Source organism: Erwinia sp. Eh17-17, from assembly GCF_039675725.1.
Classification (GTDB): domain Bacteria; phylum Pseudomonadota; class Gammaproteobacteria; order Enterobacterales; family Enterobacteriaceae; genus Erwinia.
This window is the reverse complement of sequence record NZ_JBDFQT010000001.1, coordinates 507,705-533,217: the sequence shown is the minus strand read 5'-3', so window position 1 is coordinate 533,217 and position 25,513 is coordinate 507,705. Positions and strand designations below refer to the sequence as shown.

Annotated in this window: 18 protein-coding genes and 2 tRNA genes; 7 read left to right on the top strand and 13 right to left on the bottom strand. The window is 57.9% G+C overall.

The window, feature by feature from the left end:
* Positions 1-31: 31 nt before the first annotated feature.
* Positions 32-757, bottom strand: coding sequence for a glutamine amidotransferase (locus ABEH87_RS02310; protein ID WP_346573551.1), 726 nt, complete (start codon positions 755-757; stop codon positions 32-34).
* A 237-nt stretch (positions 758-994) separates the two neighbouring features.
* Here ABEH87_RS02310 and ABEH87_RS02305 point away from each other — a divergent pair, with 237 nt between their 5' ends.
* The gene (locus tag ABEH87_RS02305; protein ID WP_346573549.1) at positions 995-1,909 is read left to right on the top strand and encodes an EamA family transporter; all 915 of its coding nucleotides are present in this window, start codon (positions 995-997) and stop codon (positions 1,907-1,909) included.
* A 10-nt stretch (positions 1,910-1,919) separates the two neighbouring features.
* Complete coding sequence (locus ABEH87_RS02300) at positions 1,920-3,299, top strand: CoA transferase (protein WP_346573547.1); 1,380 nt, start codon at positions 1,920-1,922, stop codon at positions 3,297-3,299.
* Between the two features lie 41 nt (positions 3,300-3,340).
* Here the strand turns inward: ABEH87_RS02300 and ABEH87_RS02295 are convergent, their stop codons facing one another.
* The 4 genes from ABEH87_RS02295 to ABEH87_RS02280 form a co-directional block, all read right to left on the bottom strand.
* A complete protein-coding gene (locus ABEH87_RS02295; protein WP_346573545.1) occupies positions 3,341-3,892 on the bottom strand; it encodes a molecular chaperone in 552 nt (183 codons plus the stop codon).
* 36 nt (positions 3,893-3,928) lie between these two features.
* Entirely contained in the window at positions 3,929-4,666 is a 738-nt protein-coding gene (locus ABEH87_RS02290) for a phosphatase (protein ID WP_346573543.1), read from the bottom strand.
* 15 nt (positions 4,667-4,681) lie between these two features.
* Positions 4,682-5,620 carry a glyoxylate/hydroxypyruvate reductase GhrA gene (gene ghrA, locus ABEH87_RS02285; protein WP_346573541.1) on the bottom strand — a complete coding sequence of 313 codons (939 nt, stop codon included), beginning with the start codon at positions 5,618-5,620 and terminating at the stop codon, positions 4,682-4,684.
* 86 nt (positions 5,621-5,706) lie between these two features.
* The gene (locus ABEH87_RS02280) at positions 5,707-7,173 is read right to left on the bottom strand and encodes an oligopeptide:H+ symporter (protein WP_346573539.1); all 1,467 of its coding nucleotides are present in this window, start codon (positions 7,171-7,173) and stop codon (positions 5,707-5,709) included.
* A 232-nt stretch (positions 7,174-7,405) separates the two neighbouring features.
* Here ABEH87_RS02280 and ABEH87_RS02275 point away from each other — a divergent pair.
* A tRNA-Ser gene (locus ABEH87_RS02275) sits at positions 7,406-7,493 on the top strand.
* Positions 7,494-7,852: 359 nt separating this feature from the next.
* Here the strand turns inward: ABEH87_RS02275 and phoA are convergent.
* A complete protein-coding gene (gene phoA / locus ABEH87_RS02270; RefSeq protein WP_346573537.1) occupies positions 7,853-9,256 on the bottom strand; it encodes an alkaline phosphatase in 1,404 nt (467 codons plus the stop codon).
* Between the two features lie 250 nt (positions 9,257-9,506).
* On the opposite strand from phoA, the gene ABEH87_RS02265 reads away from it, so the two are divergent.
* Positions 9,507-9,594 (top strand) — tRNA-Ser (locus ABEH87_RS02265).
* Between the two features lie 878 nt (positions 9,595-10,472).
* Positions 10,473-11,213 carry an NADPH-dependent oxidoreductase gene (locus tag ABEH87_RS02260; protein ID WP_346573535.1) on the top strand — a complete coding sequence of 247 codons (741 nt, stop codon included), beginning with the start codon at positions 10,473-10,475 and terminating at the stop codon, positions 11,211-11,213.
* A gap of 65 nt (positions 11,214-11,278) precedes the next feature.
* On the opposite strand, the gene phoH is transcribed toward ABEH87_RS02260, so the two are convergent.
* The 5 genes from phoH to putP form a co-directional block, all read right to left on the bottom strand.
* Complete coding sequence (gene phoH, locus ABEH87_RS02255; protein WP_346573533.1) at positions 11,279-12,067, bottom strand: phosphate starvation-inducible protein PhoH; 789 nt, start codon at positions 12,065-12,067, stop codon at positions 11,279-11,281.
* 546 nt (positions 12,068-12,613) lie between these two features.
* Positions 12,614-13,897, bottom strand: coding sequence for an iron uptake transporter deferrochelatase/peroxidase subunit (efeB, locus tag ABEH87_RS02250; protein ID WP_346573531.1), 1,284 nt, complete (start codon positions 13,895-13,897; stop codon positions 12,614-12,616).
* Positions 13,898-13,903: 6 nt separating this feature from the next.
* Positions 13,904-15,031, bottom strand: a complete 1,128-nt coding sequence (gene efeO, locus ABEH87_RS02245) for an iron uptake system protein EfeO (protein ID WP_346573529.1) — start codon at positions 15,029-15,031, stop codon at positions 13,904-13,906.
* Between the two features lie 57 nt (positions 15,032-15,088).
* Positions 15,089-15,922 carry an iron uptake transporter permease EfeU gene (gene efeU, locus ABEH87_RS02240; protein ID WP_346573527.1) on the bottom strand — a complete coding sequence of 278 codons (834 nt, stop codon included), beginning with the start codon at positions 15,920-15,922 and terminating at the stop codon, positions 15,089-15,091.
* 205 nt (positions 15,923-16,127) lie between these two features.
* Positions 16,128-17,612, bottom strand: coding sequence for a sodium/proline symporter PutP (putP, locus tag ABEH87_RS02235; RefSeq protein WP_346573525.1), 1,485 nt, complete (start codon positions 17,610-17,612; stop codon positions 16,128-16,130).
* Positions 17,613-18,055: 443 nt separating this feature from the next.
* On the opposite strand from putP, the gene putA reads away from it, so the two are divergent.
* A complete protein-coding gene (gene putA, locus ABEH87_RS02230; protein WP_346573523.1) occupies positions 18,056-22,003 on the top strand; it encodes a trifunctional transcriptional regulator/proline dehydrogenase/L-glutamate gamma-semialdehyde dehydrogenase in 3,948 nt (1,315 codons plus the stop codon).
* A 295-nt stretch (positions 22,004-22,298) separates the two neighbouring features.
* Positions 22,299-23,054, top strand: coding sequence for a 3-oxoadipate enol-lactonase (gene pcaD / locus ABEH87_RS02225; protein ID WP_346573521.1), 756 nt, complete (start codon positions 22,299-22,301; stop codon positions 23,052-23,054).
* Positions 23,055-23,097: 43 nt separating this feature from the next.
* Here pcaD and ABEH87_RS02220 read toward each other — a convergent pair whose 3' ends face one another.
* Together ABEH87_RS02220 and ABEH87_RS02215 are read right to left on the bottom strand one after the other, a co-directional pair.
* Positions 23,098-24,171: an acyltransferase family protein gene (locus ABEH87_RS02220; protein WP_346573519.1), complete on the bottom strand. Its 1,074-nt coding sequence runs from the start codon at positions 24,169-24,171 to the stop codon at positions 23,098-23,100.
* 193 nt (positions 24,172-24,364) lie between these two features.
* A complete protein-coding gene (locus ABEH87_RS02215) occupies positions 24,365-25,459 on the bottom strand; it encodes an acyltransferase family protein (RefSeq protein ID WP_346573517.1) in 1,095 nt (364 codons plus the stop codon).
* Positions 25,460-25,513 lie beyond the last annotated feature (54 nt).

Genomic DNA, 25,513 nt, shown 5'->3' with positions numbered 1-25,513 from the left:
GCTGTGAGAAAGCGCACAGGCGGCCTCATCGCTATAACGGGAGCGATGCCACCGGCTGCCCCTGCAGCCAGAACTCGCGCAGCAGCTGAAGCGGCCATTCCGGCTCCGGCTGCGCGGTTATCAGGCGGCTAACCTCTGCCTCATTCAGACTGTTTTGCAGGCAGGCGGTCATTATTTCCCTGGTGAATTCAGGATGGAACTGCACCGACAGCGCCTGAGATGAATAGCGAATAATCTGGCAGCCGTCCTGCGCCGATTTCGCCAGCACGCGCGCGCCGGGCGGCGGCGTCAGCACCGACTGGCGGTGCGACAGCCAGGCGCAGAACGTCGGCGGCAGCGATGCCAGCAGCGGGTCATAGCGGGCCTCCTCACGCACTTCCAGCCCCGTCAGCCCCCGCTCCCAGCCATGAGGGTTATCCCCCACTTCGCCGCCCAGCGCATAAGACATCAGCTGGTGCCCGTAGCAGACCCCCAGCAGCGGCAGCTGTTCGGCCACGGCATAACGCACCCAGGCGGCGGTACGCTCACTCCAGTCGGCGTGGTCGGTGACCATCGCCCAGGAGCCGCTGAGAATGGCGGCAGAGATGCTGCCCGGCTCCGGCAGGGGGTCACCGAGATCGGGACGCACCACAATATACTCCCCGTCTGACAGCTTCAGCGCCCCGACAAACCACTGGCGCTGCTCGCCAACGCGCAAGCTGACCGCTTCGGGCGGTGCCTCAAGCTGGATAATCGCTAACGGAAGTCTCACTGTCATCTTGCTTAGTCCTCGATTCTCGCAGGGTCGCTCACCCCGGCGATTATCATGGCACTTTGCCCTGTCTGTGTCTCATAACATTTCCGGGTATTCTTCAGACAAAGCATCAGGTTAAGCAGGCCTGTTTTCAGCGCGTTTATGCGACAGACGGTTAAAAAACCGCGCAGTTCAGCGCCTCATCTTGTGCATTTCATGCCATGATTATCAGGATCACTTCGTTTTGCTAAGGACTGTGCAGTGGCTTTGCGTCATTTTTTACTGATTTTGCTGGTGGTGTCCATCTGGGCATTTAATAACATCGCCATAAAATGGGGGCTGCTCGACCTGCCGCCCCTGCTGATGATTGCCATGCGCTTTGTGGTGGTGGCGTGCATTCTGGTGCCCTTTACGCGCGTGACGCGCCAGCAGCTCTGTTATCTGGTGCCGCTCGGTTTTACCTTCGGCTTTCTGCACTTTTCTCTGCTGTTTGTCAGCCTGAAGTACACCGATGCCGGAACGGCGGCCGTGATCGTCCAGCTGGGGACGCCGATCGCCATGCTGCTGGCGATGGTGATCCTCAAAGAGAAGCTGCGTCTGGTGCAGCTGCTGGGGATCACTATTTCTCTGAGCGGCGTGGTGGTACTGGCGGGCAGCCCGACCATTCCTAACTGGTGGGTGCTGGTGATGCTGCTGCTCAGCGCCTTTGGCTGGGCCATCAGTAATATGATTGTAAAAAAATCACCGCCAATCAGCCCGCTGACCCTGACGGGCTGGCTGTCCTTTTTTGCCATTCCGCTGGTCGGTCTGGCCTCGTGGATGACCGAATCTGACCAGCTTCATCTGCTGCTACACTCGTCATGGCGCGGCTGGTTTGGCATTCTGTTCAGCGCGATAGGCTCCTCTATCGTGGCCTATTCCCTGTGGTATAGCCTGCTGAAACATTACAACGTCAACCTGATTATGCCGTACTCACTGCTCACCCCGGTGCTGGCGGTCATTATGGGCGTGGTGGTGCTGGGTGACAGCATGAACAGCTACAAAGCAATTGGTGGACTGCTGGTGATTGTGGGTACGGCAATCGCCGTGATTAATCTGCGCAACCTGAAAATGCATGCGCGCCTGGCGCGTTTTGGCTATAGCCGCCGGAAAAAAACCTCTGCCCCTGAAAAATAAGGAGAGCTGCATGGATAACCGCCTGAGCACCGCGCTGTGGCAACAGTTGTGGCATGGATTACACCACTCCGGCACGCCCCTGCCGGCGCTGCGGATACGGGGTAACCAGACGCTGGTCTCGGCTTATCCGGTCAGCGAGCTGGCCGCCACCAGCATCGGACTGGCCGCCCAGGCTGCGGCCGATCTCAGCGCGAACCCTCATCCGCCCGAAGTGGACGTGCTGCTGGCTTCCCGCTGGTTCCAGCAGGCGCTGCGCCCGGTTAACCGCCCGACACCGGCGCTGTGGGACCCGTTTGCCGGCGATTACGCTACGGCAGACGGCTGGCTGCGCCTGCACACCAATGCCCCGCACCACCGGGCAGCAATGGAGCGGGTGCTAGGTCAGCATGCGACCCGCCAGCAGCTGGCCGCGACCGTCGCCGGATGGGAAAAAGGCAGGCTGGAACAAGCGGTGGTGGATGCCGGTGGCTGCGCCGCCGCGCTGCGCAGCCACAGCGAATGGCAGCAGCATGAGCAGGGGCAGAGCGTCAGCCGCGAAGCGCTGATTGAACAGACTTTACAGGCCTGTGGCCCGGCCCCGACCTGGCGTCTGTTGCCGATACGTCCGCTGCTCGGCGTGCGCGTTCTTGACCTGACGCGGATTATCGCCGGGCCGGTCGCCACGCGTTTTCTTGCCGGACTTGGCGCAGAAGTACTGCGTATCGATCCCCCCGGCTGGCAAGAGCCTGCGCTGGAAGAGGAAGTGACCCCCGGTAAACGCTGCGCCCGGCTCGATCTGAAGTCTGCCGACGGCCGCCGTCAGTTTGAACGGCTGCTCAGCCAGTGCGATGTGCTGGTCCACGGCTATCGCGCGGATGCGCTGAGCCTGCTGGGCTATGACAGCGAAGCGTTACAGCGGCTGAAGCCGGGGCTGGTGGATGTCAGTCTTAACGCCTGGGGCTGGACGGGACCGTGGCGTAACCGCCGGGGATTTGACAGTCTGGTACAGATGGCCTGCGGCATCGCGGAGCGCGGTCGCCTGTGGCAGGGCAGCGACGCTCCGGTACCTTTGCCGGTGCAGGCGCTGGATCATGCCACGGGTTATATGATGGCCGCCGCCGTGCTGGAGGGAATGCGCCAGCGTCTGCTGCATCACACCGGCTTTACTGCCCGCCTGTCGCTGGCGCGCACCGCCTGCCTGCTGACAGAGACACCCTGCCCTCAGGACGCCCGGCAGACGGGGCTGGGACCGCGCCAGCCTCAGGACGAAGATCCCGAAGCGCAGATTTCACCATGGGGTATCAGCTATCGCCTGCGTTCGCCGTTCTGGCTGCCGGGTATGCCGTTAAACTGGTCGCGCAGCGCTTCGCCGTTCGGTTCCGCACCAGCAGAATGGATCAGGTCCAGCTGACCCGCAGCACAGGGATTGCGGGCCATGCCATGCCGCGATCCCTACGCTTTTTCGTCTTCCAGCTCATCGCGCATCGCCTGAATGGCCTCGCGGCTGATGGCGGCCAGCGTGCGGTAAAAGGCCGTTCCGGCATGTGCCTCAACCTTACCGAGAAACGCCCCCACCCACGGCATCAGAAAATCATCAAACAGTTGGATCTGTGCCTGGCTCTCATCGTCTTCGGACTGATCTTCCAGCCAGGACGAAGCCAGCAGCAGTGCGCCAATATGGTCGGCAGGCGCATCGGTCAGCGGCATTCCGCGCTGGCCGAGAAAGGCGCGCACGTCAGCTTCCTGAGGGCCATTTTCCCACTGCGAAGCGTAGGGTGACACCTTGCATTCCGGGCCGACGAACAGCGCATTGTAATCCGCAGCCAGCAGGGCGGGATCGCTGTTCTGCTGTAAGCGGGTTAACAGCTCATCCTGCTCCAGCGGCCAGTGCTGCTGTAGCTTGCCTTCACGCAGCAGCGTGAACAGCGGCACCAGCAGCGGGTCCTGCGGCTGGCGATTGTACAGCGAGCCGAGAATGCGGCAGATGATGGAAAACTCATTCATGTCTTTCAGTTCCGTTAGAAGTTATGCGTGACAGTGTCACATGTCGGCGAATTCGGCAATTTCCCTGCCGGTACGCTGTTGTAAAAAGTCCAGCAGGCGGCGCGGCGAGACATTTAACACGCGATCTTCGGGAAAATCCACCTCGCGCATAATGCGCAGGCAGTGATCGAAATTGCCAAGAGTAAATGCAGTGTGTGAGTCCGACCCCAGCGCCAGACGTCCGCCAGCGTCGCGCACGGCAGCCGCCACCGCGCGGCAGTTCGGTTCACTCCCCAGGCGGGAGGTGGTAAAGGAGGAGTTATTCAGCTCCAGCGCCACGTCATATCTGGCGGCCGCTTCGGCCACCGCCTGGATATCAATCGGATATTTTGGGTTGCCCGGATGGCTGATGATATGCACCAGTCCGTTAGCCATGGTCGCGATCATCGCGGCGGTATTGGTCGCCTTATCCTGCGGCGCCAGCACCGGCTCATGGAATCCGGCGACAATGATATCAATGGAGTCCAGCATCGGGCCACTACAGTCAATCTCGCCCTCAACATTTTTAATGTTCGCTTCAATGCCGCGCAGCACGCCAACCCCGTCAATCACCCGTGGCCAGACTTTCATATTGACGAAGTGCCAGTAGTGCGGCGCATCGGCCATATCCGGACCATGATCGGTGATCGCCAATAGCTTAACGCCGCAGGTCTGTGCCTGAAGCACGTAGTCGCGCAACGTACTGTAAGCATGGGTACTGGCAACGGTGTGCATGTGCAGGTCAACTGGATACATTTTTCCTCCTTCAGATTAATAGCCGCGGCTGATATCCACGCGCCCTTCCGGCATTTCGCCGCTCTCATGTCGCAGCATAGCCTGCGCAATGTAGTCCATAGCTTCGTCGGGTAAGGTTACAGCTGCATTATGGGGCGTGATGGCAATATCAGGATGCGACCAGAAAGCATGTTCAGCAGGCAGCGGCTCATGGTTGAACACATCCAGGGCGGCAGCGCTGACTTCACCGGCCTCGATCGCCGCCAGCAGATCGGCCTCGACCAGATGCGCGCCGCGCGCCAGGTTCAGCAGAAAGGCACCGGGTTTGAGCTGGCTGAGCAGCGCGCGATTGAGGATCCCTTCCGTCTGCGGCGTATTAGGTAACAGGTTGATCAGTACCTGAGTAGACGCGAGAAAAGCGCCCAGTTGCTGCTGGCCGTGGAAGCTGGTCACACCGTCGATCTGCTTCGGTGAGCGGCTCCAGCAGCTGACCGGGAAGTCCCAGGCCAGCAGGCTCTGTGCCACGCTGCGGCCCAGCACGCCCGCGCCGAGGATGCCGACAGAAAAATCCTGGCGCGAACGGTTACGCAGATGATGCCAGAGCGTTTCGCTTTTCTGCCTCTGATATTCCGGAAAACGGCGGAACCAGCCGAGCACGTGATACACCGCGTACTCCTGCATCTGACGCCCCATGCCGGTATCTTCCAGACGGAACAGCGGCACGCCCGGTGCCAGCATATCGGGGTGTTCACGCAGCTGGCCGAGGATATCATCCACACCCGCGCCGAGTGCGAAGACGCCCTTCAGCTCACGCCCCCTGAGCATCTCAATCGGGGGTTGACGCACCAGCGCGTAATCTGCCGGCCCGCTGTCACCGGACTGCCACTGGCGAATGCGCGCCTGCGGTAAGCGCTGCTGCAGGCCGTTGATCCAGGTCTCGGCTTTAAAGAACGGATGATAAAAAATGATATCCACGTTTTTCTCCTGTTTTTTATTCAGGCTGGTGGAAAACAGCGCACCTGGCAAGTGAAATTTAGGGCAGTCTCCTGCCCCGGCGGCGATCAGCGGTTTTCAACCTGCTGGATCAAACGGCGTAACAGCGGTATCAGACAGACCAGCAGCAGGCCAATTCCGGCGCTTCCCCAGCCCAGTACGCTGAAGATATGGCTGTAGCCCGGATTAGTGACCAGCGGCGTACTGCCGCTGTTTTCCGGCATCAGCGCAGAAACGTGACCAGACAGCACCGACGCCACTCCCGTGACCATCATCCAGCAGCCCATCATCACCCCCTGATAGCGCGCCGGAGCCAGCTTGCCTATCATCGCGTAACCGATAGGTGAAATCAGTAGCTCACCGATGCTTTGTAACACGTAGCTGATGACAATCCATTTAAACGCCACGATGCCGTCTTCCCCAGCCAGGGCGATGCCCAGCGGCAGCACCAGCATCCCCAGGCCGATAAAGAACAGGGACGATGAAAACTGCAGCGGGATATCAATGCGCCAGGCGCGTTCGCGCAGATTACGAAAAACCAGCGCCAGCAGCGGGCCGCCGACCACAATCACCAGCGTATTGATGTTCTGCACCCACTGTGGTGCCACGCGGATGCCGTAGACGTTGAGGTTGATATTGTGTTCGGTGAACAGCATCAGCCCCATTGGAGCCAGCTGATACAGCGTCCAGAACACCAGCGAACCGAGTGCAAGTATCAGGTAGGCCACCATGCGGCGCTGCTCGTCACGCGGGCGATGGCGCAGAGTGGTCAGGCACAGCAGCAGGAAAATTGCCGCGCCCAGCACCAGCACAAAGGTGCCGGTAAACCCGGCGTGATTGAGCATCAGACGAATGGTTGGCACCAGCAGTACCAGTACCGCCAGTCCCCCCAGCATCCGCCAGCGAAACTGGCGCGGGCTGGCCTGAAGTAACGGCGTATTAATATCCGCGAGGATTTTCCAGCGCAGCAGGGAAATCACAATGGCGATGGCATTACCGACGGTGGCAAACAGGAACAGCGCTTCATAATGTTCGCTGAGCTGAAAATAGCCCGCGCCGGTAAAACCGAGGAAGAAGCCCAGATTCATCCCGGCGTAATTCCACAGGAAGGCACTCTCACGGCGGTTATCTTCCGGTGCAAAGCGCTGAGTGAGCATCATATTGATGCAGGTTACATTCAGTCCGCTGCCGGTAAGGAACATTGCCAGCCCCCAGTACAGCCCTTCGGCGCTCTGCCCGGACAGCGTCCAGCAGCCTGCCACCTGAAGCACCATTCCCAGAACAAACAGATTACGGTTGCTGAGGAAGCGCCCGCCAAGGTAGCCACCAAACAGATGTAGCCCGTAGTTAAAAGCCCCAAATACGCCCATCATGGTGTTGGCCTGCCCTTCACTGAAGCCAAGACGTTTGGTGGCATACAGCACCAGGCTGGAGTAGAGCACCGCGAAGCCCATGGTGGCAAAAATTTGAATAAAGAACAGCGCACCGGTACCGCCTGGCACCTGCTGTTGGGGGATAGGGTTGGTGCGTTCCACAACTAACCTCAGTTTTTCCTGGCAAATGAAGCCGATTATTATGCACCTTTTCGGCGCGAGGGTTGGCGTGGATCTGCGGCTAAGTGGATTTCAGCGGCGCTACTGCCGTTTAAAACAGCAAAGTGATGTAAAACTGACTAAACGCACTCACTTTTCTGGAATGAGAGTTGACCGCAACGGGCGTTTTCCCCTACATTAGCGCCCGTCAGCAACCAGGTTGCGGCAACAATATGGTGAGGTGTCCGAGTGGCTGAAGGAGCACGCCTGGAAAGTGTGTATACGGCAACGTATCGAGGGTTCGAACCCCTCTCTCACCACCATATTCCCAGAAAAAGTCTGAACTCACGTTCAGACTTTTTTTTTGCATTTTGCCCAATGAGAGAGGGAGTGAGAACCCTCGCCAGGGTTCGACAAAACGGCAGGACGGCCGTTTTGCACAGCCGCAGGCTGCCCGAAGGGCGAGCGCCAGGGATGGCGCGAGTGATCCCCCTCTCTCACCACCATATTCCCAGAAAAAGTCTGAACTCACGTTCAGACTTTTTTTTGCATTTTGCACAATGAGAGAGGGAGTGAGAACCCTCGCCAGGGTTCGACAACAGGTACTGCCGCAGGGGCAACACCGTGAATGAAAGATTGCGGAGGCCGCCGTACGGGCGCAGCCTCCGTCAGCAGGTGACCTTTATTTGATATCGAGCGCGGCCCTGATGGTATAGAACAGGTCGGTCTGATCGGTCAGGCCCACCACGTTGGCCGCATGCGGGCCATAAGCCGCAATGCGCAGCTGCGTGCCGGTATGGCCCTGGGAATCTTCTTCCGAGTTGCCGTAGCTGATGGTCATCGGGCTGCCGTCTTTGGTGATCAACGTCTGCGTCAGGCCCGGTGCCTTGCTGTCATTGGCAATAATCTGGCTGGAGTGCGCGTGGTCGGCGGTGACAATCACCAGCGTATTGCCATCTTTGCGCGCAAACTCCAGCGCTTTCTGCACGGCCTCATCCAGATCCACCGTTTCTCCGATCTGACCGCACGGATTGGCGGCATGATCCTGCTTATCGATGGAAGCCCCTTCCACCTGCAGGAAAAAGCCCTGCTCTTTGCGGCTTAACAGGGTGATAGCTTTATCGGTCATCTGCGCCAGCGTCGGCACTGAGGCCGGACGTTCCGCGTTCACTTCACAGGTAACCGGTTTGCCCTCAAGGTTGCCGTGATAAGTCGCTTTTGGCCCTTTCCAGCGCACCGGCATGTTGCCGTCAGCAAACAGGCCAAGCACCGGTTTGTCATCGCTGGCTTCCGTCAGGGCATTCATGCCATCAAGATCGTTGACCAGCTGATAGCCGCGCAGCTTCGCCTGCTCTGCCAGCGTCTTACCCTGCCACTCGCCCGCTTTCGCCGTTTCGCTAAAGGTTTTACCGCCGCCGCCAAACGTCACATCCGCACGCGCATTCAGCAGCTGTTCCGCGATGGATCCTTTCCCCCCTTTTTCCAGAGCGTTACTGGCGCAAAGCTCACTGGTTTTCACCGGACCGTAGCATTTACGCGAGGTAACGTGGGCGATCTGCGCTGCCGGGGTGGCATCTTCCAGTTCGGCGGTAGAGACGTTACCCGTTGCTTTACCGGCAGCTCTGGCCAGCTCCAGCAGCGTGGAATGATCCTTGCCGTTAACATCGACGCCGATTGCGCCGTTATAAGACTTTACGCCGGTTGCCCAGGCAGTGGCCGAGGCCGCAGAATCGGTGACATAATCCGGTTTATGGGTTTTCTTATCCAGCGAGTAGTGGGTGTACTGCCCGGTCAACGGCAGGGCATCAATCCCTTTAAAGAAACCGCCCGCCCCTTCGACATAGTTACGTGCAGCCGTAATTTCAGAATCCCCCATACCATCGCCAATCAGCAGAATGACATTTTTCGCCGTCGTATTGCTCAACGACGCTTTAAGCGCTGCGGTCTGATCTTCGCTGAGACGTCGCGCCCCGCCTGGCTGGGTGATATCCCCGTGGGCGGCGCGGTTCCATGTCGCCACATCCGCCACGGCGGAAGAACAGATCAGGGACGTCAGCAGGGAAAGAGCAAAGGCTTGAGGTTTCATTATTGGCGATCTCCATGAATAAATTTAACTTAATGTTTCCAGGTGCCAGTGTGCGATACAACTATTTCATTTTTGCGTCAGACAGATGACATTAAGATTTCACCTTTCAGGCAGGGTGATGGCGGGATTTTTGCCATTGCTCATGAGTTAAGCGAATAGAACCACAGGGAAAAATACTGCTTGACCCATTCCCCGCGACTGCCTATAGTAGCGCCCCGTTGCCCCCTGCGGGTAACGGCAGTAAAATTATGGTGAGGTGTCCGAGTGGCTGAAGGAGCACGCCTGGAAAGTGTGTATACGGCAACGTATCGAGGGTTCGAACCCCTCTCTCACCACCATATTTCGGGAAAAAGTCTGAACTCACGTTCAGACTTTTTTTTTGCATTTTGCACAATGAGAGAGGGAGTGAGAACCCTCGCCAGGGTTCGACAAAACGGCAGGATAGCCGTTTTGCACAGCCGCAGGCTGCCCGAAGGGCGAGCGCCAGGGATGGCGCGAGTGATCCCCCTCTCTCACCACCATATTCCGAGAAAAAAGTCTGAACTCACGTTCAGACTTTTTTTTTGCATTTTGCACAATGAGAGAGGGAGTGAGAACCCTCGCCAAGGTTCGACAAAACGGCAGGATAGCCGTTTTGCACAGCCGCAGGCTGCCCGAAGGGCGAGCGCCAGGGATGGCGCGAGTGCTCCCCCTCTCTCACCACCATATTCCCAGAAAAAAGTCTGAACTCACGTTCAGACTTTTTTTTTGCCTGCAATCCGCAACACCTGGATATCACACCACGGCGACCGGAAAAAATGGACGACCGGAAAAATGGACGACCGGAAAACTGAACGACCGGAAAACTGGACGACCGGAAAAATGGACGACCGGAAAAAAAGGTCGTCCACTACAGGGGACCGGGTTCCGCAAGGCCACACCTGGCATCACTTCGTAGGGGCGGACCTTCTGTTCCGGTCCGCCCGCAATGCGCAGCGCCGCGACGACCGGGGTTCCGTGAGGCCACACCTGGCATCACATTTCGTAGGGGCTGACCTTCTTTTCCGGTCAGCCCGCAATACGCAATACCACGACGACCGGGGTTCCATGAGGCCACACCTGCCATGCTGTGCGCTACAAAATGTGACCTGCCGCACAAACTGGCTATATGATTGTCCATACCTTCACTATCTTATCTTCCCTGACCCCTTTTCCTTTATTGCAACCAGGTTTCCCCATGAATGAAGTCACTCAACTGCTGAAAAGCCATCGCAGCGATCGCAGCTACCTTGATAAACCCATTGACGATGCCGTGCTGGATGACATTATCGAAACGGCCTGGCGTGCTCCAACCTCCGTCAACTCGCAGCAGGTTTCGCTGGTCGTGGTGCGTGACGCCGCTACCCGCGCACGCATTGCGGAAATCGCTGGTGGCCAGGCGTGGATTGCGCAGGCGCCGGTGTTTATCACCTTTGTGCTGGATATGCATAAAAGCCAGATGGCCATTGAAGCCGAAGGCAAACAGCAGATTGCGCATCAGAGCCTTGAAAGCCTGATTTCCGGTTCGACCGATATCGGCATTGCGCTGGCGACAGTGATGACCGCCGCACGCTCCCACGGTCTTGGCGTGGTGCCTATCGGCGGGATCCGTCGTGAACCGCAGGCGATGATCGAACTGCTCAATCTGCCCGAGCTGACCTTCCCGGTGGCGGGCGTGGTGCTGGGCTATGTCGATCAGCCTGCCGAGCAAAAACCGCGTATGTCACTGGCGGGCTTCCGTCATGAAACGCGTTACGACAGCACTATGCTGCCTGAAGTCATCCGCGCCTATAACGAAGTGCTGGTCACGCACTGGAAGAATACCGGCCGCACTGATGGCGATAACTGGGGCAACAATACCGCCAGCTATTATCAGCACATCTATTTCCCACAGGTGCTGCCAGCGATTGTTAAACAGGGCTTCGGCATCGATAAATAAGCGTAAAAAAGCCCGGACAGTTTATGTATCCGGGCTTTTATTATTCACCGCTTGCAGATAACGGTTTAGCTGTACGCCTGCAGTGCACGCTGACACAGTTCTGAGCGCACACAGTCCTCTTTATCGAAACGAACCACCCCGATCATATCGTCTTCCTCAAAGCGCGCCATCGCGTCGCTGAGGCCGGACTTCACATGAGCAGGCAAATCACACTGTGTGATATCGCCGTTAACAATCACGGTGACATTTTCCCCAAGGCGGGTTAAGAACATTTTCATCTGGGCAGCGGTAACGTTCTGCGCCTCATCCAGAATGACCACCGCATTCTCGAAAGTACGGCCGCGCATATAGGCAAAGGGAGCGATTTCCACTTTACCAATTTCAGGACGCAGGCAGTACTGCATAAAAGAAGATCCCAAACGTTTAACCAGAACGTCATATACCGGCCGGAAATACGGGGCAAACTTTTCTGAGATATCCCCAGGCAGGAATCCCAGATCCTCATCCGCCTGCAATACCGGGCGTGTGACTATGATCCTGTCGACATCCTTATGTATCAGGGCCTCGGCGGCTTTCGCCGCGCTGATCCAGGTTTTACCGCAGCCGGCTTCACCCGTCGCAAAGATCAGCTTCTTATGTTCTATGGCGTGGAGATAGTGCGCCTGAGCTTCATTTCTGGCTTCAATGGCGGAGTGGTCGCGGGTATCGCGAGCCATGCCAATCGAGTCCAGCCCACCCATCTGCACCAGCGAGGTGACCGATTCTTCTTCACGCTGACGATGACTGCGTGAATCGCTACGAAGCACACGTTTTGCTTCACGACGCGCTTTGATCACTGCTTTCTGTCTTCCCATAGTGGCACCTTACAGTTGGTTTCATTTCCCGCATCTGTCTTATCGATGCGATTACGTGAACGCTTTAGAGGTCGTGGCTTCCTTTTAAGCCTGGTCTAACCGTTGGAACTATGCACAGCAAAGCAAACGCCCGCAGTACACCGGAAGGGTTTAAAGGAATTGAACAGCCGTTGAATTGTGAAAGAAGAGAAAGCTGAAGAGGAAAGAAATTCCCCGCAAATTCTGGCGATGTAAAACTGAGTGACTAATGGCCCGGTAAAGGACTTCTGCATTCGCTATCTCCAGAGTGGAAAATTGTATGCGAAAATCAACAGCAATTTCATATTCTTCATATTAGCGAAGAAATGCAACACTTTTTTTAACGTTATTATTACATTCATGTGAAGGTGATTTAAATCATGGAGTTAGGATTAATGCTTAATTAACGATTCCACTATCAAAAGAGAGGTTGAGTGTTTTTTGCTCAGTTAAGACTGGCTAAAGTTTGTTCTGATTTCACTGCGCGTAAAGAATTAAGCGGATTAATAATAATCCGCTAAAAATAACTCAGGCTTGCAGCAAACCCTGTGCCAGGAAGTGTTGTGAATCGGGCACTCCCGGTAGCACAAAGAAATAGCCTCCGCCAACCGGCTTTATATATTCTTCCAGCGCTTCTCCGTTAAGACGTTTCTGCACGGTAAGAAAACCTTTTTCTAAATCGTGCTGATAACAGATAAACAGCAGCCCCATTTCCAGCTGTCCGGAATTCGAAACCCCCAGAGAATAACTGTAGCCACGGCGCAGCATCAGGCTGCTTTGCGTTTCCGGCGTGCGCGGGTTCGCCAGACGGATATGTGCATCCATCGGGATCACCTCACCATCAGGGTCGCTGGCGTAATCCGGCACATCATGCTCTTTATTCATACCCAGTGGCGCACCGCTGTGTTTTTCACGGCCAAAGATGGTCTGCTGCTCGCGCAGCGGCGTGCGGTCCCAGAATTCGACGTGGAACTGAATAATGCGCGCCGCCTGATAGCTGCCCCCCAGCGTCCACGCCGGTTCGCCCTGCCCCTTGCTGACCCAAAGGATATTGTCCATCAGGCTGGCGTCAGTGCTGTCCGGGTTAGCCGTTCCGTCCTTAAAGCCCAGCAGATTGATCGGCGTCTCTTTACCTCTGCTGCGCGCAGCATGGTCAGAGATAAACCCTTCACGCCGCCAGCGCACGCTGAGCAGATCCGGCGAATGCTTGATGATATCGCGCAGCGCATGGATCACGGTGTCATTGGTGTTAGCGCAGATCTGCAACAGCAGATCGCCGTGGCACAGGCTGGCATCCAGCGAATCGTTAGGGAAGCGCGTCATGCGCTGCAGCCTGAGCGGTTTTAAGGCTGCCAGACCAAAACGCTCGTCAAACAGCGAGGAGCCGACAGAGACGGTAATGGTCAGATTATCCGGGTAGATATCCTCCCCCAGGATCCCGGAGTCCATCGGCGGCAGCTGCGGATTGGTCACCAGCGGCGCTTTACCCCCGGTGGTGAGAAACGCAATACGGTCCGTCAACAGTTTAAACAGCCGCACCAGCCCGGCTTTGTCACTGGCCAGCACGTCAAAGGCCACCAGCATCATCGCCGCCTGCTGCGGGGTGGTGATCCCCGCCTGATGCGCACCGTAAAACGGCTGTCGCTCCTGGCGTGCGCCCGGTGACAGCGTGCCCGGTGACGAGGTTTTCTCGTCAACCGCCGCATGCGCCGGGCAACCGCCCGCTACCGCCAGGGCACCGCTGAGGATGCCCATACCCTTCAGTAAACGACGGCGTGACGTCAGCGTCACGTCATCAACAGGTTTTGCCATATCGGATTAATCCAGTCCCAGCGTACCGCGCAGCAGAGAAAGGTCTTCGGCCAGCGCCGTAATCGGACCTTTCAACGCGGTGCGGTCTGCATCGGTGAGTTTATCGTAAGACTCGAAGCCATCTTTAGTACGGTACTTCGCCAGAATGGTATCTACCTTTTTGAAGTTACCGTCCACTTTCGCCAGCAGCTGCGGATTGGCTTTCTGCACCAGCGGACGCAGCAGATTAACAATCTTCTGTGCGCCATCCACGTTAGCCTGGAAATCCCACAGGTCAGTGCGGCTGTAGCGGTCTTCTTCACCGGAAATCTTACTGGACGCGACTTCCTCAATCAGACCGGCAGCGCCGCCGACAACTTTGCCCGGAGGGAAAGCCAGCTCGCTGACGCGGGTCTGCAGATCCTGCACATTGCTGTACAGCTGGTCGGCAAATTTATCCAGCCCTTTGGTGGTGTGGTCGGCAAACAGCACTTTTTCCAGACGGTGGAAACCGGTGAAGTTCGGGTCTTCCGCTTTCTTCTCAAAATCATCTTCACGGGCATCGATGGCTCCGTCGAGGTCAGAGAACAGCTCGGCAATCGGTTCAATACGCTCGTAGTGCTGGCGGGTCGGCGCAAACAGCGCTTTTGCCTTCTCCAGGTCGCCCGCTTTCACCGCGTCGGTAAACGCCTTGGTACCGGTCACCAGCTGTTCCACTTCTTTCGTGACATACAGTTTATAATCGGCAATCGGGCCTACCAGCTGCAGCACGTCCGGCTTGCCGTCGCTCACCTTGCTACCGCTGGCTTTGACGATCAGCTTGCCTTTCGGGTTGCTCAGCAGGCCACAGGTAATATCGTATTCCCCGGCTTCGAGGTTAGCGGTCAGTTTCTGGGTAAAGGACGGCGCGATGTTTTCACGCTCTTCCACCACCATGACCCCTTTCAGGATCTCCCACTCCAGCGCTTTCTGGCTGTTATTCTTGATAACAAACTGGGTCTTGCCGGCATCGACCGTCAGGGTCATCGGTTCACACTGTTTGTCGGTGACGCTGACCTTAACCTGCGGGATATCGGCAGCCAGGGCAGCGCCGGAAGAAGCCAGAGCCGCCAGCAGGGCAGCATTCAGTGCCTGACGGCGAAAATGAGTGGTCATAGAGTGATCCCAGTCTAAGTGTTGTAAGCGGCAGGTCGGCGACCTGCCCGGTCAGATTCAGCGCGTGGTGCGCGCAGTCGGTGTAACGGTGCGTGCAGGCATAACAAACAGCAGCAGCGCGGGTAGCAGATAGATAAACCAGACGGCCACTTCGCTGACGCTCGGCGCTTCCTGGTAGCCCAGCAGGCCTTCCAGCAGGGTGCCAAAGACGCTGTGCGTGGTCAGGGTGTTGCTGAAGTCAAACGCCACATCCTGGAAATGATTCCACAGACCGGCTTCATGGAAGGCGCGGATCGCGCCCGCCGCCAGCCCGGCCGCGACAAAAATAATAAACAGGCTGGTCCACTTGAAGAAGCTGGCCAGATTGAGGCGCACGCCGCCCCAGTAAATCAGCATACCGATGACCACCGCCGTGCCCAGGCCGAGCATCGCCCCCAGCGGCGGCGCATAGCCGACATCCTGCTGAAACGCAGCCAGCAGGAAGAACACCGACTCAAGGCCTTCGCGTGCCACGGCGAGAAAGACCATCAGCACCAGCGCCCAACCGCTGTTACTGCCCTTCTGTAACGCGCTGTCGACCGCGTCTTCCAGCTGCGCCTTCACGTTACGTGACACTTTGCGCATCCAGAATACCATCCAGGTGAGAACCACCACGGCGACCACGGCCACCAGGCCTTCAAACAGCTCCTGCTGTTTTTGCGGGAATTCACCGGTGGTTTCATTGATAAACCAGCCCAGCCCCAGACACAGGGCAGCGGCAATAAACACGCCAGCCCACATGGCACCAAACCACTGGCTGCGCTGGGTTCGTTTTAAGTAACTGGCGATCAGGCTGACAATCAGCGCCGCTTCGAGCCCTTCGCGCAGCATAATCAGAAACGGGACAAACATGCCTGGCACCTCAAGTGTGAAATCCGGTCAGTATCGGTAAAGATAAGTAAAATAAGAACGATATCGATTATCATTATCGGCCAGGGAAATACAAGACGGGGCCGCAATATATTCGTGTTTTGCGCGCGGGGAAAATTTAAGCAAATGTAACGGCAGGGGCGGGCTGAAAGGAAAATATGGGCCAGACAGCGCTGGCCCATCGGGTTTAGTCTGCCTGGTACTCCGCTTCAGCGGCATCGAAACGCTGCTGTGCAGCGGCAGATGGCGCTTTACCAACGTGGCTGAACACCACAATGGCGATGCTGGCAAAGATAAAGCCAGGGATAATCTCGTAAAGATCCAGCCAGCCCCACTGTTTCCAGACCAGCACGGTGACGGCACCGACGATCATACCGGCCAGCGCGCCGTTACGCGTCATACGTTTCCACACCAGGGAGAGCAGCACGACCGGACCAAACGCCGCACCGAAACCAGCCCAGGCATAGCTCACCAGGCCCAGCACGCGGTTGTCCGGATCAGCGGCCAGCGCAATGGCAATCACCGCCACCAGCAGCACCATCAGGCGCCCTACCCATACCAGTTCACGCTGGCTGGCACCTTTACGCAGGAAGTTCTTGTAGAGATCTTCGGTCAGCGCGCTGGAGCACACCAGCAGCTGACAGCTCAGCGTTGACATAACGGCCGCCAGAATGGCAGACAGCAGCACACCGGCAATCCACGGGTTAAACAGAATCCGTGCCAGCTCAATAAAGATGCGCTCGCCGTTCTGCGAGACTTCGCCCGCCTGTTCAGGATGGTTCTGGAAGTAGGCAATCCCAAAGAAGCCGACGGCAACGGCACCCGCCAGGCACAGGATCATCCAGATCATACCGATGCGACGCGCGGTACGAATGGAGCGGTGAGAGTCCGCCGCCATAAAGCGTGCGAGGATGTGTGGCTGACCGAAGTAACCCAGACCCCAGCCCAGCAGAGAGACAATGGCCACGAAGTTGAGGTTCTTCAGCATATCGACGTTCTCAATGCTTTTCGCCTGGATGACCGCCATCGCATCGTCAAGGCCACCGACGGCGAGGATCACCATCACCGGCGTCAGGATCAGCGCGAAAATCATCAGCGTCGCCTGCACCGTATCAGTCCAGCTTACCGCAAGGAAGCCGCCGACAAAGGTGTAAACGATGGTCGCTGCCGCACCGGCCCACAGGGCGGTTTCGTAGCTCATACCGAAGGTGCTTTCGAACAGGCGGGCGCCGGCCACCACGCCGGAAGCGCAGTAGATGGTAAAGAACACCAGGATCACCAGTGCGGAGATCACCCGCAGCAGTTTACTACTGTCTTCGAAGCGGCTGGAGAAGTAGTCCGGCAGCGTCAGCGCATTATCGTGATGCTCGGTCTGCACGCGCAGACGGCCTGCCACTATTTTCCAGTTAAGGTAAGCGCCCAGCGTCAGACCGATGGCGATCCAGCTTTTGGAAATACCGGACAGGAAGATGGCACCGGGCAGGCCCATCAGCAGCCAGCCGCTCATATCCGACGCCCCCGCAGAGAGTGCCGTAACAAAGCTGCCCAGACTACGGCCACCGAGAATATAGTCGTCAAAGTTTTTCGTTGAACGGTAAGCGATGAAACCAATCAACACCATGCCGAGTATATAAATACAAAATGTCACCATCATTGGCGTACTTACAGTCATTCAGGTTCTCCACTTATTATTAGTTTTCCACAGCGAGAAGCTGTATATGCGTGGCTTGCCGGAACGAAGCAAACTCTCGCACGGGTGTGGCATCCAGCCGGGGGGCGGTATCCTGCCGTAAACGGCTGTGTGGCACAAACGATTTAACACAGCTTGCACATTCATTTCACCAGGTTGTTACCACTAAATTCCAGCAGGTTGCACTGCATCACATTTAACCGGGTTGCACCCGGACAGCAACCGCAAGAAAACCAGGGTTTATCAGGTTTCTTTAAACCTGGAGAGGTTCTTGCAGCAATATCCATGCCGCTTTTCGGGTGTTAACCAAAAGCCAGTTTTAAAGATTGAGGTCAGGCTCACATTTAACGAGGTTGCACAAAGTTGCAACATCAGTGATATTGCATCGTAAGATTTATTCCCCACTGATTCAGGAGCTGTAAGGCATGGGCACAACTACCATGGGCGTGAAACTGGACGACGCAACGCGCGACCGGATTAAACAGGCCGCGCTACAGATTGACCGCACGCCGCACTGGCTGATTAAGCAGGCGATCTTCAATTATCTGCAACAGATTGAGCAAGGCGCGCCCCTGGCGGAAATCCCGACCAGCACCGCGACGGTGGAGAGCGTTGAACGCCCGCAGGAAGAGGCTCACCAGCCGTTCCTCGACTTTGCCGAGCAGATCCTGCCGCAGTCGGTGGCCCGTGCGGCCATCACCTCGGCGTGGCGTCGGCCAGAGACCGAAGCCGTACCGATGCTGCTGGAGCAGGCCCGCCTGCCGCAGCCGCTGGCCGAATCCACCCACCGCCTGGCATACCAGCTGGCTGACAAGCTGCGGCACCAGAAAGGAGCAGGAGGACGCGCCGGTATGGTGCAAAGCCTGCTGCAGGAGTTCTCCCTGTCGTCTCAGGAAGGCGTGGCGCTGATGTGCCTGGCTGAAGCCCTGCTGCGTATTCCCGACAAGCCCACCCGTGATGCGCTGATCCGCGATAAGATCAGCAACGGCAACTGGCACTCGCACCTGGGCCGCAGCCCGTCGATGTTCGTTAACGCGGCCACCTGGGGCCTGCTGTTTACCGGGCGTCTGGTCGCCACCCACAACGAAGCTAATCTGTCGCGCTCGCTTAACCGCATTATCGGTAAGAGCGGCGAACCGCTGATCCGTAAAGGCGTCGATATGGCGATGCGTCTGATGGGGGAGCAGTTTGTCACCGGGGAAACCATCGCCGAAGCGCTGGCCAATGCCCGCAAGCTGGAAGAGAACGGGTTCCGCTACTCCTACGATATGCTGGGCGAAGCGGCGCTGACGGCGCAGGATGCCAAAGCCTACCTGCTTTCCTACCAGCAGGCGATCCACGCCATCGGTAAAGCCTCCAACGGACGCGGCATTTATGAAGGACCGGGCATCTCCATCAAGCTCTCCGCCCTGCACCCGCGCTACAGCCGGGCGCAGTACGAGCGCGTGATGGAAGAGCTCTACCCAATCCTCAAATCTCTGACGCTGCTGGCGCGCAGCTACGACATCGGGATTAACATCGATGCCGAAGAGGCCGACCGTCTGGAGCTGTCGCTCGACCTGCTGGAAAAACTCTGCTTTGAACCGGAGCTGGAAGGCTGGAACGGCATCGGCTTTGTCATCCAGGCCTACATGAAGCGCTGCCCGATGGTGATCGACTATCTGACCGATCTGGCCCAGCGCAGCCGTCGCCGCCTGATGATCCGCCTGGTGAAAGGCGCGTACTGGGACAGCGAAATCAAACGCGCCCAGACCGAAGGGCTGGAAGGCTACCCGGTCTACACGCGCAAGGTGTACACCGATATCTCTTACCTCGCCTGCGCCCGCAAACTGCTGGCGGTGCCGAATCTGATTTACCCGCAGTTCGCCACGCATAACGCCCATACGCTGGCCGCCATCTACCAGCTGGCAGGCAACAACTATTATCCGGGTCAGTATGAGTTCCAGTGCCTGCACGGCATGGGGGAACCGCTGTACGAACAGGTGGTGGGTAAAGTGGCCGACGGTAAACTGAACCGTCCGTGCCGCATTTATGCCCCGGTCGGCACGCATGAAACCCTGCTGGCCTATCTGGTGCGCCGCCTGCTGGAAAACGGCGCGAACACCTCGTTCGTTAACCGCATTGCCGACGCCACCCTGCCGCTGGATGAACTGGTGGCCGATCCGGTTTCCGCCGTGGAAGCGCTGGCGCGCAGCGAGGGTGCGGTCGGTCTGCCGCATCCGAAAATTCCGCTGCCGCGTGCGCTGTATGGCGAACACCGTCAGAACTCCGCCGGGCTGGACCTGGCCAACGAACATCGCCTGGCGTCGCTGTCCAGCGCCCTGCTTAACAGCGCCAGCCAGACCTGGCAGGCCCAGCCGCTGATCGACGCGCCGCTGGCCTCCGGCGAAAGCATGGCGGTGATCAACCCGGCGGAACCGACTGATGTGGTCGGCTACGTGCGCCACACCACCGCTGAGGAAGTGTCGGCCGCGCTGGATGCCGCCGCCAGCGAAGGCCCCATCTGGTTTGCCACCCCACCGCAGGAGCGCGCCGCCATTCTGGAGCGTGCCGCCGTGATGATGGAAGGCCAGATGCAGAGCCTGATTGGTATCCTGGTGCGCGAAGCCGGGAAAACCTTCAGCAACGCCATTGCCGAAGTGCGCGAAGCGGTGGATTTCCTGCACTACTACGCCGGTCAGGTGCGCGACGACTTCGACAATGAAACCCACCGCCCGCTAGGCCCGGTGGTGTGCATCAGCCCGTGGAACTTCCCGCTGGCGATCTTCAGCGGTCAGATTGCCGCCGCGCTGGCCGCCGGTAACAGCGTACTGGCGAAACCCGCCGAGCAGACGCCGCTGATTGCCGCGCAGGCCGTGGCTATTCTGCATGAAGCGGGCGTCCCGGCGGGCGCACTGCAGCTGCTGCCGGGCAGCGGCGAAACCGTCGGCGCACAGCTGGTGCAGGACGACCGCGTGCGCGGGGTGATGTTTACCGGTTCGACCGCCGTTGCCACGCTGTTGCAACGCAATCTGGCCGGACGTCTCGATCCTCAGGGCCGCCCGACGCCGCTGGTGGCGGAAACCGGCGGCATGAATGCGATGATCGTGGACTCATCGGCGCTGACCGAACAGGTGGTGACAGATATCGTCGCCTCCGCCTTTGACAGTGCCGGTCAGCGCTGCTCTGCCCTGCGCCTGCTGTGCGTGCAGGACGACGTGGCGGAACACACATTACAGATGCTGCGCGGCGCGATGGCCGAATGCCGCATGGGCAACCCGGAACGCTTCTCTACCGATATCGGCCCGGTGATCGATGCCGATGCCAAAGCCGGTATTGAGCAGCACATTGAGTCGATGCGCAGCAAAGGCTTTACCGTGTTCCAGGCCGCTCAGCCGCAGGCACCGGGCCGCCGCGAATGGCAGACCGGCACCTTTGTGATGCCAACGCTGATTGAACTGAAAAAAGTGGAAGACCTGACGAAAGAGATCTTCGGTCCGGTCCTGCACGTGGTGCGCTTTGCCCGCAATACGCTGCCGCAGGTGATTGATCAGATCAATGCCTCTGGCTACGGCCTGACGCTCGGCGTACATACCCGCATCGATGAAACCATCCATCAGGTGGTGCAGAAAGCGCACGTCGGTAACCTGTACGTTAACCGCAATATGGTCGGTGCCGTGGTCGGCGTACAGCCGTTTGGCGGCGAGGGGTTGTCCGGCACCGGGCCGAAAGCCGGTGGCCCGCTGTATCTCTACCGCCTGCTGTCACATCGCCCGGATAACGCCCTGAGCGTAACCCTGAACCGCCACGACAAAGAGCGCCCGGTGGATGCCGCGCTGCGCCCTGCGCTGCTGACGGCCCATCAGGCGCTGAGCGACTGGGCAGCCGACCGTGCGGATCTGGCGGCCTGCTGTGCGCGCTTTGCCGAGCTGGGCCAGGGCGGCACCGTGCGCCTGCTGCCAGGCCCGACGGGCGAGCGCAACACCTTTGCCCTGCTGCCGCGTGAACAGGTGCTGTGCCTGGCGGATAACGAGCAGGATGCGCTGGTGCAGCTGGCGGCGGTCACCGCCGTCGGCAGCAAAGCCCTGTGGTCCGACGACGAGCTGCACCGTAACCTGTGGCAGCAGCTGCCGCCGCTGGTTCAGCAGCGCATTGCTTTTGCCGCACAACCGCTGGAGAGCACCACGATTGATGCGGTGATCCACCACGGCGATGCCGATCAGCTGCGCGACCTCTGCCAGGCGGTGGCGGCGCGCGAGGGGGCGATTATCTCCGTGCAGGGCTTTGCCCGCGGCGAGACGAATCTGCTGCTGGAACGTCTGCTGCTGGAACGTTCGCTGAGTGTCAATACCGCGGCCGCAGGCGGCAATGCCAGCCTGATGACCATTGGCTAAACGGGATCGGCGTTGAAACCGGGCCGATCGAAAAAAACGATCGGCCCCTACGTACTGGCAACAAAACGCTCGCAACAGACCTGATGTTCGGCCACCGGCCGACGTCCAGACCTTCGGTGATCCTCCCCGGTTGTTCGCATCAGCCCTATTCCTGCCGGTTAACAAAATTTGCGCTTAAACGCGTCAGAGTGTGCCAACCACATTTTTTGATGCTTCTTTCACCCATGAAGTCAGCACTCTGTGGTCTGTGACCCGCAGGGCCAGGGCATTGCACTGATTATTGAAAGGAGCTGAGATGAACATTGAATATCGCCTGGAAGGCCAGCAGGATGCCCCGTTGCTGGTGCTTTCCAATTCGCTGGGTACGACACTGGAGATGTGGCAGCCGCAGATGGCGGCATTCAGCGGCCATTTTCAGGTTTTGCGCTACAACGCGCGCGGTCACGGCAATACCCCGCTGCCCGACGACGTGCTGAGCCTGGAGACTTTAGGGCACGATGTTATCACTCTGCTCGACGCGTTAAATATCGACAGCGCCCACTTCTGCGGCATCTCAATGGGTGGGCTGACGGGACTGTGGCTGGCGCGTTATCATCCTGAACGGGTCAAAAAATTGGTGGTGGCCAATACTGCCGCACGTATTGGCCACTCGGAAACCTGGCATCAAAGGGCGCAGGATGTCCGGGTCACCGGGCTGTCGTCGGTGGCAGCCAGCGCCTCTGCGCGCTGGTTTACCGAAGAGTATATCGGGCATCAGCAACCTCAGGTCAGCCGCCTGGTGATGCAGCTGGCCCACGGCAACCCGGCAGGCTACGCCGCCTGCTGTGACGCCCTGGCAGTGTCAGATCTGCAGGGCGAAGTCCCGCGAATCACGCGACCTGCACTGGTGATCGGCGGTAAGTTCGATACGGTGACCAGCGTGGCGGAAGCGCAGTGGCTGCAACGCCATATACCACAGGCACAGCTGGCCGTGCTCCCCGCCGCCCACCTGTCGAATATCGCCTGCCCACAGGCCTTCAACGACAGCGTCATTCCGTTTTTACAGTCCTGACATGCAGTGGCGGGCCTTCTGTTCCTGCCCGCCCTCTACGATTTCAGCTATCAAACTTCATGCGCAGCAGCTTAGGATAAATAAACAGCGACTGACCCCAGCCGCGGTTCAGCAGCGTCCAGACAGCCACCGAGCAGCCAACGCACAGTGCCATCATCACCGGCGGGAACCCGAGCGCCCACAGCAGTGAAAATGCCTTACTGGCGAACAGCTGGTGGCCGACGGCAAACAGAATCGCTGACATGCCAAAGAACTCAATGAAAATACGATGCAGCACATAGATTTGCAGCGTGTTTTTTCCTACCCAGTTAATCCAGCGCATTGAAAACGTCTGGTTCAGCCAGCGACAGCCTGCAATAGAAACCAGAATCGCCAGCACGCAGAGGAACAGACTCTGTTCCAGCCCCAGCAGGCTGTGCGCGAGGGTCAACACCAGCAGCAGTGCCCACGGCAGCAGGTTTGCACGCCGCCACTCGCTCCAGCGGATCAGAATGTCGCTGTAGAAGGAACCGAACAGGAAGAAAATAAAGTACTGCGACAGGCTTTCTGGCCCCCAGCCGGGGATTACCCCCGTTACCGCCGCATAGTTCAGCCCCAGCGCCACCAGCAGGATCAGCGGTTTTTGATGGCGAAACAGCCTGGCAAAGACAAAAAACAGCGCCAGCGCGTACAGATACCAGGAAGAGCTCATCGCCAGCAGCATCAGCGTGACAAACTGGCGTGGGCTGTCAGCCCAGGCCGCGTTGATATTGTCAGAGAGATGTTCGCCCATCATCCCCTGCGAGACGCCGTAGATCATCAGCCACTGAATCACACCCCAGAGAAAATAGAGATAGAACAGATTGGTGACGCGGCTGGTGAACACCTGTTTCCACGGCCGGTTGAAGATGGCATTGGCTGCCAGCATCCCGGAGACAAAGAAAAAAGCGGGCATCCGCAGCGGAGACAGAGTGTTATTTATTATCAGCCATAGCCTGGCAGGCAGCTCCCCGGCGGTGAGATGGGGAACCATATTGGCATAACCGGGTAACACCACATGGTAAAGGACCACGAGTAAAATACATCCGCCTTTCAGGGTATTAACCCAGGCGATATCTTTCTTCTGAGTCGTTGGCATAACGATACTCCTGCTGTGATTGTCTGGTGTATAAAAAGGGAACCTGTCCTCCGTCACGATCGTTTTTTATATTTTTTATTGGTCTTTTTTCAAAACAAACCCGCCCTGATTCGCGTTACCGCCCGTAAAGCGGCAATACAAAGTCAGGCGGGCATATAAAAATGGCCGATATTATCGGCCAGAATTAACGCGGTCAGCCATTGCTGGCGACTTTCTCCGCAGGCGGCGATTTACGCAGCAGTCGGGGATAGATAAACAGCGCTTTGCCAGGGCCACGGTTAAGCATATTCCAGGCAATCAGCGACACACAGGTGGTCACCGTTACCGCCACCACCGGCAGCAGCAGCGCCCAGGTCAGCGAGAAGGCGGTGCTGTCGAACAGGCTGTATTTCACCGCCAGGGTCAGCATGGTCAGGCCGAGTACCTCAATAAAGATGCGGTGCAGCACGTAGATTTGCAGCGTGTTGCGGCCAATCCAGTTCAGCCAGCCCATATTGAACCGGTTGTTCAGGGCACGGCACAGCACAATGCCCGCCACGATCGCCACAATGCAGTAGAACGGGTTTTTCATCATCCCGGCGGCGTGATGTGCCACCCCGATCGCCACCATCCCGGCCAGCAGCGCCAGATGGCGGCGCGACAGCTGGCTGATTTCCACCAGCGTATGGCTGAAAAAGGCACCCAGCACAAAGTAGACAAAGTTCTGTACCACCCCGTTCGGGCCCCAGCCCGGCACCAGATGAAACTGCGTGGCGTAGTTAAGAATAATCGCCCCCACCAGCAGCAGCACCGGCTGGCGATGGAACAGTTTCGCCGCGATAAAGTAGCCCGCAAGGGCGTAGAGATACCACAGGCTGGTCATCGACAGCGTCAGCAGCTTAATGAATTCCAGCGGAGAGCTGGCGTAGGCGGCATTGACCGCCGTCGAGAGTTTCTGACCAATAAGATTGGCAGAAATATTATAAATACTCGCCCACTGGATAACGCCCCAGAGGATATACAGGTAGAGAATATTGGTGAATTTTTTAGTAAATACCTCACTCCAGCTCTTTTTACTGATGGCGCTGGCCGCCAGTAAACCTGAGACGAAGAAAAAAGCCGGCATCCGCAGCGGCGAAAGGTATTTATTAAAGATGACCCACATATCAGCCGGGACCATTCCGGCGGTCAGATACTGCAAAGAGGGGATAAACGTTGTAATGATGGTGTGATGCAGTACCACCAGTAATATACACCCGCCTTTGAGCGTATTAATCCACAGAACTTCCTGCTTGCCAGCAACAGACATAACAATAAAAACCCGATTTCATCATATTATTCCGAAAGTATCTCTTGAAGCCTT